This is a genomic window from Nocardia brasiliensis, from assembly GCF_042691675.1.
Lineage (GTDB): Bacteria > Actinomycetota > Actinomycetes > Mycobacteriales > Mycobacteriaceae > Nocardia > Nocardia brasiliensis_D.
In genome coordinates this window covers 7,908,808-7,920,692 of sequence record NZ_CP170507.1, presented here as the reverse complement: position 1 = coordinate 7,920,692, position 11,885 = coordinate 7,908,808, and the positions used below count along the sequence as shown (strand labels likewise).

Sequence of the window (11,885 nt, the reverse complement as noted above, 5' to 3'; positions counted from 1 at the left end):
CCGCAAGCTCCGTGAAAGGTGAAGTTACGTGCTAGACGTCAACTTCTTCGATGAACTCCGGATCGGCCTGGCCACCGCCGACGACATTCGCCAGTGGTCCTTCGGCGAGGTGAAGAAGCCGGAGACCATCAACTACCGCACGCTCAAGCCGGAAAAGGACGGACTCTTCTGCGAGAAGATCTTCGGCCCCACCCGGGACTGGGAGTGCTACTGCGGCAAGTACAAGCGTGTCCGCTTCAAGGGCATCATCTGTGAGCGCTGTGGCGTCGAGGTGACTCGCGCCAAGGTGCGTCGTGAGCGGATGGGCCACATCGAGCTGGCCGCACCGGTCACCCACATCTGGTACTTCAAGGGCGTCCCTTCGCGCCTCGGGTACCTGCTCGACCTGGCGCCGAAGGATCTGGAAAAGATCATCTACTTCGCCGCCTACGTCATCGTCGCGGTGGACGACGAGCTGCGCCACAACGAGCTCAGCACGCTCGAAGCCGAGATGGAGGTCGAGAAGAAGGCGGTCGCCGACCAGCGTGACGCCGACCTCGAGGCCCGCGCCCAGAAGCTCGAGGCCGACCTGGCCGAGCTCGAGGCCGAGGGTGCCAAGTCCGACGTGCGCCGCAAGGTCAAGGACGGCGGCGAGCGCGAGATGCGCCAGCTCCGCGATCGGGCCCAGCGCGAACTGGACCGGCTCGACGAGATCTGGACCACCTTCACCAAGCTGGCCCCCAAGCAGCTCATCGTGGACGAGGTCCTCTACCGCGAGCTGATCGACCGCTACGGCGAGTACTTCACCGGCGCCATGGGTGCGGAGTCCATCCAGAAGCTGATGGAGAACTTCGACATCGACGCCGAGGCCGAAAGCCTGCGGGAGACCATCCGCAGCGGTAAGGGCCAGAAGAAGCTGCGCGCGCTCAAGCGGCTCAAGGTTGTCGCTGCCTTCCAGACCAACGGCAACTCGCCGATGGGCATGGTGCTCGACGCCGTTCCGGTGATCCCGCCGGAGCTGCGTCCGATGGTTCAGCTCGACGGTGGCCGGTTCGCCACCTCCGACCTGAACGACCTGTACCGCCGCGTGATCAACCGCAACAACCGCCTCAAGCGACTGATCGATCTGGGTGCGCCCGAGATCATCGTCAACAACGAGAAGCGGATGCTGCAGGAGTCCGTGGACGCGCTGTTCGACAACGGCCGTCGCGGTCGTCCGGTCACCGGACCGGGTAACCGCCCGCTGAAGTCGCTGAGCGATCTGCTCAAGGGTAAGCAGGGTCGGTTCCGCCAGAACCTGCTCGGCAAGCGCGTCGACTACTCCGGCCGTTCGGTCATCGTGGTCGGCCCGCAGCTGAAGCTGCACCAGTGTGGTCTGCCCAAGCTGATGGCGCTGGAGCTGTTCAAGCCGTTCGTGATGAAGCGTCTGGTCGACCTGAACCACGCGCAGAACATCAAGTCCGCCAAGCGGATGGTCGAGCGGCAGCGTCCCCAGGTGTGGGATGTCCTCGAAGAGGTCATCGCCGAGCACCCGGTGCTGCTGAACCGTGCGCCCACCCTGCACCGCCTCGGCATCCAGGCGTTCGAGCCGCAGCTCGTCGAGGGTAAGGCGATCCAGCTGCACCCGCTCGTCTGTGAAGCGTTCAACGCCGACTTCGACGGTGACCAGATGGCCGTGCACCTTCCGCTGTCCGCGGAGGCGCAGGCCGAGGCCCGCATCCTGATGCTGTCCTCGAACAACATCCTGTCGCCCGCCTCGGGTCGACCGCTGGCCATGCCGCGTCTGGACATGGTGACCGGCCTGTACTACCTGACCCGCCTCGAAGAGGGCGCGAAGGGTGAATACAAGCCGGCCACCAAGGATTCCGCCGAGTTCGGCGTGTACTCCTCGCCCGCCGAGGCGCAGATGGCGGTGGACCGCGGTGAGCTCACCGTGCGTTCGCTGATCAAGGTGCGGCTCATCCACCAGCGCCCGCCGAAGGACATCGAGGCGAAGCTGTTCCCGGAGGGCTGGAAGCGCGGCGACGCGTGGATTGCCGAGACCACCCTTGGTCGCGTGCTGTTCAACGAGCTGCTCCCGGCGGACTACGCGTTCATCAACGAGCAGATGCCGAAGAAGCGCCAGGCCACGATCATCAACGATCTGGCCGAGCGCTACCCGATGATCGTGGTCGCGCAGACCGTCGACAAGCTGAAGGACGCGGGCTTCTACTGGGCCACCCGTTCCGGCGTGACGGTCTCCATGTCCGACGTGCTGGTGCCGCCGGAGAAGACCGAGATCATGGAGCGGTACGAGACGCTCGCCGATCAGATCGAGAAGAAGTACCAGCGTGGTGCCCTGGACCACCAGGAGCGCAACAACGCGCTGGTCAAGATCTGGCAGGAAGCGACCGAAGAGGTCGGTACCGCACTGCGTGCGCACTACCCGCCGGACAACCCGATCATCACGATCGTCGAGTCGGGCGCCACGGGTAACTTCACCCAGACTCGTACCCTCGCCGGTATGAAGGGTCTGGTGACGAACCCGAAGGGCGAGTTCATCCCGCGCCCGATCAAGTCCTCGTTCCGTGAGGGCCTGACCGTGCTCGAGTACTTCATCAACACGCACGGTGCTCGTAAGGGTCTGGCCGACACCGCGCTGCGTACCGCCGACTCGGGTTACCTGACCCGTCGTCTGGTGGACGTCTCGCAGGACGTGATCGTGCGCGAGCACGATTGCGCCACCGAGCGCGGCATCATCGTGCACATCGCCGACAAGCAGGCGGACGGCACGCTGATCCGGGACGCGCACGTGGAAACCTCCGCGTACGCTCGCACGCTCGCTTCGGACGCGGTGGACGCCAAGGGCAACCTCGTCATCGGCAAGGGCGCCGACCTCGGCGACCCGGCCATCGAGGCGCTGCTCGAGGCAGGCATCACCGAGGTTCGGGTCCGCTCCGTGCTGACCTGCACCACCGGTACCGGTGTCTGTGCCACCTGCTACGGCCGCTCGATGGCCACCGGCAAGCTGGTCGACATCGGTGAGGCCGTCGGTATCGTCGCCGCGCAGTCCATCGGTGAGCCCGGTACCCAGCTGACCATGCGTACCTTCCACCAGGGTGGTGTCGCGGGCGATGACATCACCGGCGGTCTGCCGCGGGTGCAGGAGCTGTTCGAGGCTCGAGTGCCGAAGGGCAAGGCGCCGATCGCCGAGGTCAGTGGCCGGGTCCGGATGGAGGACGACGACCGCTTCTACAAGATCACCATCATCCCCGATGACGGTGGCGAAGAGGTTGTCTACGACAAGCTCTCGAAGCGGCAGCGGCTGCGTGTCTTCAAGCACGACGACGGCACCGAGCGTCTGCTCTCCGATGGTGATCACGTCGAGGTCGGCCAGCAGCTGCTGGAAGGCGCGGCGGATCCGCACGAGGTGCTGCGCATCATGGGTCCCCGTCAGGTGCAGATCCACCTGGTCCACGAGGTCCAGGAGGTGTACCGCTCGCAGGGTGTGTCGATCCACGACAAGCACATCGAGGTCATCGTGCGGCAGATGCTGCGTCGCGTGACGATCATCGACTCGGGCGCCACGGAGTTCCTGCCCGGTTCGCTCACCGAGCGTTCCGAGTTCGAGGCCTCCAACCGTCGCGTCGTCGCCGAGGGCAATGAGCCCGCGGCGGGTCGCCCGGTGCTGATGGGTATCACGAAGGCGTCGCTCGCGACCGATTCGTGGCTGTCGGCGGCGTCCTTCCAGGAGACCACTCGAGTCCTGACGGACGCGGCGATCAACTGCCGCTCCGACAAGCTCATCGGCCTCAAGGAGAACGTGATCATCGGCAAGCTGATCCCGGCCGGTACCGGCATCAACCGTTACCGCAACATCCAGGTGCAGCCGACCGAAGAAGCCCGTGCCGCCGCGTACGCGGTGCCGTCCTACGACGACACCTACTACAGCCCGGACAGCTTCGGCCAAACCACCGGCGCCGCAGTCCCGCTCGACGACTACGGCTTCAGCGACTACCGCTGACCGGTACCCCGCAACAACATCCGGCCCCCGCTCCCTTTCGGAGCGGGGGCCGTTTGCGTTGCGACTCCGGCTCCAGCGCAAAGAGTGATCGGAAATTTACTTTGTGGAACAATATTTTCTGTAAGAATATTTTCAATTGAAGGGGTCCGGCTGGGGATGGTGCGCGGCTGCGGCTGGGGCCTGCCGAATTCCGTTCCGCCCGTTGCGAAAGCGAGTCGATACATGGCCCACCACCAGATCTTCGATCTCGGTGACTTCACTACCCAGCATGGTGCCACGTTGCGCAGTGCCTTCCTGGCGTATGCCACATATGGCGAGCTCAATGCCGACAAGAGCAATGCCATCGTTTATCCGACGTGGTTCTCCGGGCGACATTGGGACAACGAGTGGCTGATCGGCGAGGGGATGGCGCTGGATCCGGCGGAGTACTTCATCATCGTGCCGAACATGCTCGGCAACGGTCTGTCCAGCTCGCCGAGCAACACACCGAAACCGTATGACCGCGCGCGCTTTCCCGTCATCACGGTCTACGACCAGGTGGCCGCGCAACATCGCTTGGTGACAAAGAAATTCGGGATCGAGCGCCTCGCACTGGTCACCGGCTGGTCCATGGGCGCGGGCCAGACCTACCAGTGGGCGGTGAGCCATCCGGAGATGGTCGAACGGATCGCCCCGTTCTGCGGTTCCGCCCGCACCAGCCCGCACAACAAGGTCTTCCTGGAGGGCGTCAAGGCGGCGCTCACCGCCGACACCGCCTTCGCGAACGGCTGGTACGGCGAGACCTGGCCGACCATCGGATTGCGCGCCCTGGCAAGGGTTTACGCGGGTTGGGGCTTCTCCCAGGCCTTCTACTGGGAGAAGGAGTACGAGAAGCTCGGCTACACCTCGCTCGACGATTTCCTCATCGGCTTCTGGGAAGGCTTCTTCCTCGACGGCCGCGACCCCAACAACCTGCTCGCCATGCTCTGGACCTGGCAGCACGGCGACGTCGGCCGCACCCCAGGCTTCGATGGCGACACCGAAGCGGCCCTCGCCTCGATCAAGGCGACCGCCCTGATCATGCCCGCGGCGAAGGACCTCTACTTCCCGCCGGAAGACGAAGCCTGGGCCGCCGAGTTCATTCCCAACGCCGAACTCCGCGTGATCCCCGGCATCTGGGGCCATTTCGCCGGCCACGGCAGCAACCCCGAAGACACCCGGTTCATCGACACCGCCCTAACCGACCTATTAGGAAAACCGGGCGGCCTGGCCTGACCCGGTAGCCCGCGCATGCAGGGTTTCGGGGCGTGAGCGACGCACTGGCGGTGGCGCTCGGTGCGCTGCTGCTCGTCGGCATCGTTGTCCTGGCGGTGTGGGATGACGTGCGCGAACGGGCCGAGGATCGAATCGGGCAACGCGAAGAGGAGCGCATTGACATCAACTAACGTTGAGGTTGCAGGCTAGGCGCAGAAGCTCGATCGAGCTCTGACCGGAGGAGACGCTGTGCACGCCGTAGTTCTGCATACATTTGGCCCCGCGGAAAACCTGCGATACGAGACGGTCCCGGACCCGACACCGGGACCCGGGCAGGTGCGCATCGCCGTGCGAGCGGCCGGGGTACACCTGATCGAGACGGCGATGCGGGCGGGCCTGCCGATCGGCCCGCCACTACCGGAACTGCCCGCCGTCTTCGGCGGCGAGGTGGCCGGAACCGTCGAATCCGTCGGTCCGGACGTCGACCCGGCCTGGATCGGCGCCGACGTCGTGACGCCCATGAGCACGTCCGGCGGCTACGCCGAACTGGCCGTCGCGGAATTGTCTGCGCTGCATCGCATTCCGGTCGGCCTCGACTATCCGGCGGCCGTCGCGATGATCGTCACCGGCACCACCACCATCGAGGTACTCGACATCGCCGCCCTGACCGCCGACGACGTGGTTCTGGTGAACTCGGCGGCGGGCGGCATCGGCCGGTTGATCGTGCAGCACGCCCGCAATATCGGCGCCCGCGTCATCGGCGCGGCCGGTGGGCCCGCCAAGGTCGCGGCGGTCGACGCACTGGGCGCCGATCTGGCTGTCGACTACAACGCACCCGACTGGACCGATACGGTCCGGCAGGCGTTCGGCGACCGCGCGGTGACGGTCGTGCTGGACGGCGTCATGGGCGAGAAAGGCCGGGCGGCAGTGGATCTGCTTGCCGCCGGTGGGCGGTACGTCACCTACGGCAACGCGTCCCGCGAGACCTTCGAACCGGACCCGGAAAAGCTTCGGGAACAAGGCCTTACGGTGATCGATGCGCTCTCGCTCATGCTGGCCGGATCGCGCGAGGTGCGCGATGAGGAGTCCCGCGCGCTGACCGCCGCCGCCGAAGGCCGCATGGTGCCGACCGTCCACACCTTCCCGCTCAGCGCGGCGGCCGAGGCACACGCCGCACTCGAGAATCGCGCGACGACCGGCAAGGTCGTGCTGGTTCCCTAGTCCGCCCAGGGTTCATTCAGGTTTCACCGCGGCGTCAGCGGCGGCGGTCAGAGTAGGATCGTGCGTCGAACGTATGCGGTGGGAGTCGTGGTGGTCCTGCTGACCGGTTTCCTGACAATGGCCGGGGCGTCGGCGGGCGCACCGCGGGCGCCGTTCGACCTGCAGGCGCACCGGGGTGGCACGGCACTGGTGGTGGAGAACACGCTGGCCGCCTTCGCGAACGCGTTGGAACTCGGCGTGCGCACCCTCGAACTGGATGTGCAGATCACCGCGGACGGGTACGCGGTGGTCACCCATGATCGAGATCCGAGTCCGGACAAATGTGTCGACACCGCGCCCGCCTTCCCGTTCGATCCGAAGTTCCCTTATGTGCCCGGCACCAGGTTCATTCGTGACCTGACCTTGGCGCAGGTGCGCACTATCGACTGCGGCTCACTGCGTTCGGCGGCCTTCCCCGAGCAGCGAACCGTGCCCGGCGCCCGAATGCCGTTACTGTCCGAGGTTTTCGACCTCGTGCACGCGTATCGCGCCGACGAGGTGATGCTCAACATCGAGACCAAGGTCGAAGCGGGAGCGCCGGAGCAGACCGCGCCACGCGAGCAGTTCGTGCACGTGGTCGCGGCACAGGTGCGGCAGGCTCACCTCGAAAATCAGGTAACCATCCAGAGTTTCGACTGGGGTGCCCTCATGCGCATGCGGGAGGTGGCACCGGAGCTCCCCCTGGTCGCGCTGACCAACGGCCAGCAGTTCTTGCAGGCAGGCAGGCCCGGCGCATCGCCGTGGCTGGGCGGTATCGACATCGATGACTTCCCGGGCTCGCTCCAGCAGAAGTATGTGGCGGCCGCGGCCTCTTTCGGCGCCGACGCGGTGTCGCCGGTGCACGGCAGCCCGCAGGATGGCAGTGTCACCGACCCCGGCTACCAGCCCTTCACCACCGGTGAACTGGTCGAGGCCGCGCATCAGCACGGAATGCGAGTGGTGCCGTGGACGGTCGACGACCGAGCCACCATGATCTCGCTGCTCGACCTCGGCGTGGACGGCCTCATCACCAATCGACCAGATCTGTTGCGCAGGATCCTTTCCGAACGCGGCTACGCACTGCCGAAGGCGTATCCCCGGCCCTGAGTGAGCCTTCGCGTAGACAACACCCCGTCCCCACGGTATGAAAATAGAACACGTTTCAGTTCTGGAGTGGGAGATGCGATGGACAGCGCGGCCATGGGGGAGTTGGTGATGGCGGGGTTCCAGAAGCTGGGGTTCATCCAGTACACCGGGATCGAAGGGGTCGAGTTCGACGCGGGCCGGAATGTGGTGCGGATGGCGCCGCGCGACGAACACCTGAACCACAACGGTGACCTGCACGCGGCGGTGTTGTTCGGGTTGGCGGAGACTGCCGCGATGGGTGCGTCGGTATCCGGCATCGTCGACCTGATGGGCGACACGTTCATTGTCGCCAGAGACGGCCGGATCGAATATCGGGCCCGCGCCAAAGGTGATGCGGGGCCGTACCTCGCGACGTCCGAGGTGTCCGGTGAAACCCTGCAGCAGGTGCGAGCGGACATCGCGGCGAAGATCGCGGTCGAACTGGAAGTGCCGGTCAACATCACCGACAACACCGGAAAGTCGGTCGCCGCAGCGGCATTCACCGCGGTCATCCGCCCGAAGAGATCGTGAAGCAACCGAGGGCGCGGCTACGCGCCCTCGGCCCAAAATTTCAGCGTTCGCTGTCCAGCATCGCCATCTGCTCGGACGCGTAGCGTTCACCGGCGATCTGATCGACGGGCACCGCGGCTTCGATGGTGGACAGGTCGTCTTCGGTCAGTGAAATATCCAGTGCGCCTATGGCTTCGGTCCAGCGGTCGCGACGGCGGGCGCCGATGATCGGCACGATGTCCGCGCCGCGCGTGAGTACCCAGGCGATGGCGAGCTGGGCGACCGAAACGTTCTTGTCTTTCGCGATCGTGCCGAGCGCATCGACCAATTTTCGGTTGCGGCTCAGGTTCTCGCCCTGGAAGCGCGGGCTGTGCGCGCGGAAATCATTGGTGGCGAATGTGGTTCCGGCCTGTACCGAATCGCTGAGCAGTCCGCGGGACAGCACCCCGTAGGCGGTGATGTCGATGCCGAGTTCGCGGCAGAGGGGCAGGATTTCGGCCTCGATTCCGCGGGAGATCAGGGAGTACTCGATCTGCAGGTCGGCGATCGGATGCACCGCGGCGGCCCGCCGGATGGTGTCGACGCCGACTTCGGACAGGCCGATGTGCCGGACGTACCCGGCCTCGATGAGCTCGGCGATGGCCCCGACCGTGTCCTCGATCGGGACGTTCGGGTCGAGCCGGGCCGGACGGTAGATGTCGATGTAGTCGACGCCGAGCCGCTGCAGGCTGTAGACGAGAAAATTGCGCAATGCCACGGGCCGGTTGTCCGTGCCGCCCCAGGTGCCGCCGGGTCCGCGAAGAGCGCCGAACTTCACGCTGAGCACCACGTCCTCGCGTGGCCGTTCGGCAATCGCTTTGCCGATCAGTAGCTCGTTGTGCCCGGCGCCGTAGAAGTCGCCGGTGTCGATGAGGTTCGCACCGGAATCGAGCGCCGCGTGGATGGTCGCGGTGGATTCGACGTCGTCCGCGGCCCCGTACATGCCGGACATGCCCATCGCACCGAGCCCGATCCGGCTGACGGCCGGTCCATTCTTGCCGAGCTGAACTGTGGGTATCTTCGATGTCGTCATGAGTCGAGCCTGCTCCTCCGGCATCGATCGCGGCAGAGATCGTTTATCGGGGGATCGCCGATCCCTGGCTGAGCCGCCGGTTCCGGGGGAGAGTGGAGGCATGGACCGAACCGAGCTCGCCGACTTCCTGCGCCGCCGCCGTGAGCAGCTGACGCCTGCGGAGGTCGGTTTGCCGCCCGGTGTCCGGCGTCGCACCCCCGGCCTGCGCCGGGACGAGGTGGCTCTGCTCGCCGGTATATCCACGGACTACTACACCCGCCTGGAACAGTCGCGCGGGCCACGTCCGTCCATTCAGGTGCTGGCGTCGCTGGCGCGGGCGCTGCGCTTCAGCAGCGACGAGCGCGACCACCTCTACCACCTGTGCGACCATGCCGCGCCGGGACGCGAGCTCGCCGACCGCCACGTCGGCCCGGGCCTGATGCACCTGCTGGCCAAGCTGGACGACACCGCCGCCACCGTGGTCACCGACCTCGGTGAGGTGCTGGTACAGAACCGCATGCACACCCTGCTGGTCGGCGACCACGCCACCCGACGCGGTTGGGAGCGCTTCTATGCCTATCGCTGGTTCACCGATATCGAGTCGCGGGCGATTTACCCCGAGGAGGACTGGGACCGGCTGAGCCGCAAGCACGTTGCCGACCTGCGCGCGACCGCCGCGCGGCGTTCGGGCGACCCCGACGTCACCGAGTTCATCGGCAGATTACGGGCCGAGAGCGTGGAATTCGACCGACTCTGGGACGAACACGAAGTGGCGGTACGCCTTTCCGACACCAAGCGCATCCAGCACCCTGAGGTCGGCCTGATCGACACCGTCTGCGAAACCCTACTCACCCCGAACTCCGCCCAACGCCTGCTCGTCTACCTCCCCCGCCCCGGCACCGACGCTGCCGAGAAGCTGAACCTCTTGCGCGTCATCGGGACCCAAACCCTGGACACCCCGGCCGACCTCTCGCGCGTGATCGCACCTGACGAGTGACCCGGCATGGCGACCCATACTCGGCGTTTGTCGCAGCCTCAGGAGTCGGTCAGCCGCGTGCTGGATCAGGGCGCGCCGGAAAGGTACTCCATAGCGGCGTCGATCGCGGGCTGACCGCCACCCACCGCGAGTCCGGCCGCCGCACCGATCGCGGCGCCGAGGACCGTGGTAATCGGCACCGTGATGAAGTCGAGGACGAAGAGCCCCAGTGGGAAGCCCAGCACGAAGCCGATGGCCGCGCCGATCCCCGCGCCCGCCACCACGATCGGCATGTTCCGTTCGACTTCGGCGAAGAACCGTTCCTGGCTGCTCACATCGCGCAGCGGCGTCCGCGACATATTGTCCGGGACGAGGGTGAGCCGGTGCCCCGCGTCCTCGATGACCGGATGTAGCGCCACCTGTTCGTCGCCGATGCGCAGCGCCATCGGCAGGGCGGCGACGACACTGCCCTCGCGGGCGGTCAGCGTGACGACCCGGCCGTCGCGGATCAGTTCGAATCGGCCGTCCTGGACCGTGGTCACCGCCGCGCGTCGATCCTCGGATGCCGCGACCTGGTAGGCGATTTCGGCGAACGAGCCGCGCACATCGAGCGGGGTGTCGGTGGCGGGTTCCGCGTGCGTGACACTCGTGGTGATCGCGGTGGCGACCAGGGCCAACAGTGCCGTCGCGGTTATTTTGGAAACTCTCATCGTGCTCTTTCCATAGCGCTGCCCCTGCGCAGTGTGTTTCGGGGGCGACCTTAGCAGGCTCGGGCGCAGCACAACTCGGCTCAGCGGACGATTTCGTTGCTCAGTCGTCGCAGGTACCCCGCGAACCGCTGCCGATCGAGCTCGTCCCAGTCGGCGGTGAGCTCGGAGAAGATCTGGCGCTGCCAGTCGCGAGCGTCGGCGAGCAGGCGTTCGCCGCTGGCGGTCAGGGCGAGCGAGGTGCGGCGCCGGTCGTGTTCGGACTCGGCGCGGGAGAGGTGGCCCGCCGCCGTGGCATCGCGCACCATGCGGCTCGCCCCTGAGTGATCGAGTCCGAGTTGATGTGCCACCGAGGTGATCGTGGCCTCGCCGCCCTGCTCGACGGTGGCGGCTACTGCCTCGACCACCTGGACATGCTGCGCGTGCCGCAGCTCGTCGGGCAGCTCCTGCGACGTCCGGTTGATCCAGCGCCGTGACCAGAATCGAACCAGCCGAAAGAGTGCGGGTCCACCGTCGGCGGCGGTCCCGGGCCTGGCGGTCGCCCGTCTGCTCATGCTGCCAGCCTAACCGGTCGCCACCAATAGTATGCGAAACGCACGTATATTTATATGCGTATCGCATCTATTTGGAGGCAGTGATGGCCATCGTCTTGAACCACACGATTGTGCCCGCAGCGGACAAGTACGCCGCCGCAACGTTTTTCGCCGAGTTGATGGGCCTGCCGGTGGGTCCACCGGCAGGCCCATTCGTGCCCGTCCAGGTGAACGCCGACCTCACCTTCGACTTCGACGACCGCGGACAAGTCGAACCGGGCCACTACGGATTCTTCGTCGACGACGACACCTTCGACGCCGTCCTGAGTCGACTGGAACAGTGGCCCGACGTCGACTACGGCTCCGCCCCGCAGCACGGATGGGACCGTGCCGTCAACCATCTCGGCGGCGGTCGCGGAGTCTACGTACACGCACCGGACGGCCACAGCTACGAGCTGTTCACCGCGGTTCCGTAGCCCCTTGTTCGTCAGCCCGGTCGTCGTTCGTCGAGTCACGGGACATTCCGGCG

Annotated in this window: 11 protein-coding genes; 8 read left to right on the top strand and 3 right to left on the bottom strand. The window is 66.2% G+C overall.

Annotated features, from left to right (window positions below):
• Positions 1-28: 28 nt before the first annotated feature.
• The 6 genes from ACFK0J_RS36415 (at position 29) to ACFK0J_RS36390 (ending at position 8,110) form a co-directional block, all read left to right on the top strand.
• Positions 29-3,982, top strand: a complete 3,954-nt coding sequence (locus ACFK0J_RS36415) for a DNA-directed RNA polymerase subunit beta' (protein WP_378734236.1) — start codon at positions 29-31, stop codon at positions 3,980-3,982.
• 222 nt (positions 3,983-4,204) lie between these two features.
• Positions 4,205-5,236 (top strand): alpha/beta fold hydrolase, encoded by a 1,032-nt coding sequence (locus ACFK0J_RS36410; protein WP_378734235.1) that lies wholly within the window; start codon positions 4,205-4,207, stop codon positions 5,234-5,236.
• A gap of 32 nt (positions 5,237-5,268) precedes the next feature.
• Positions 5,269-5,406 (top strand): hypothetical protein, encoded by a 138-nt coding sequence (locus ACFK0J_RS36405; protein ID WP_378734234.1) that lies wholly within the window; start codon positions 5,269-5,271, stop codon positions 5,404-5,406.
• A gap of 58 nt (positions 5,407-5,464) precedes the next feature.
• A complete protein-coding gene (locus ACFK0J_RS36400; RefSeq protein WP_378734233.1) occupies positions 5,465-6,436 on the top strand; it encodes a zinc-binding dehydrogenase in 972 nt (323 codons plus the stop codon).
• A gap of 60 nt (positions 6,437-6,496) precedes the next feature.
• Complete coding sequence (locus tag ACFK0J_RS36395) at positions 6,497-7,561, top strand: glycerophosphodiester phosphodiesterase family protein (RefSeq protein ID WP_378734232.1); 1,065 nt, start codon at positions 6,497-6,499, stop codon at positions 7,559-7,561.
• A 78-nt stretch (positions 7,562-7,639) separates the two neighbouring features.
• Positions 7,640-8,110: a PaaI family thioesterase gene (locus ACFK0J_RS36390; protein ID WP_378734231.1), complete on the top strand. Its 471-nt coding sequence runs from the start codon at positions 7,640-7,642 to the stop codon at positions 8,108-8,110.
• A 40-nt stretch (positions 8,111-8,150) separates the two neighbouring features.
• Here the strand turns inward: ACFK0J_RS36390 and ACFK0J_RS36385 are convergent, their stop codons facing one another.
• A complete protein-coding gene (locus ACFK0J_RS36385) occupies positions 8,151-9,161 on the bottom strand; it encodes an aldo/keto reductase (protein ID WP_378734230.1) in 1,011 nt (336 codons plus the stop codon).
• Positions 9,162-9,261: 100 nt separating this feature from the next.
• Between ACFK0J_RS36385 and ACFK0J_RS36380 the strand changes: the two genes are divergently transcribed.
• Entirely contained in the window at positions 9,262-10,137 is an 876-nt protein-coding gene (locus ACFK0J_RS36380; RefSeq protein WP_378734229.1) for a helix-turn-helix transcriptional regulator, read from the top strand.
• A gap of 65 nt (positions 10,138-10,202) precedes the next feature.
• Here the strand turns inward: ACFK0J_RS36380 and ACFK0J_RS36375 are convergent, their stop codons facing one another.
• Together ACFK0J_RS36375 and ACFK0J_RS36370 are read right to left on the bottom strand one after the other, a co-directional pair.
• The gene (locus tag ACFK0J_RS36375) at positions 10,203-10,826 is read right to left on the bottom strand and encodes a hypothetical protein (RefSeq protein ID WP_378734228.1); all 624 of its coding nucleotides are present in this window, start codon (positions 10,824-10,826) and stop codon (positions 10,203-10,205) included.
• Between the two features lie 80 nt (positions 10,827-10,906).
• Positions 10,907-11,377 (bottom strand): MarR family winged helix-turn-helix transcriptional regulator, encoded by a 471-nt coding sequence (locus ACFK0J_RS36370; protein ID WP_378734227.1) that lies wholly within the window; start codon positions 11,375-11,377, stop codon positions 10,907-10,909.
• Positions 11,378-11,460: 83 nt separating this feature from the next.
• Here ACFK0J_RS36370 and ACFK0J_RS36365 point away from each other — a divergent pair, with 83 nt between their 5' ends.
• Positions 11,461-11,832 (top strand): VOC family protein, encoded by a 372-nt coding sequence (locus ACFK0J_RS36365; protein WP_378734226.1) that lies wholly within the window; start codon positions 11,461-11,463, stop codon positions 11,830-11,832.
• The last annotated feature ends 53 nt before the right edge of the window (positions 11,833-11,885 follow it).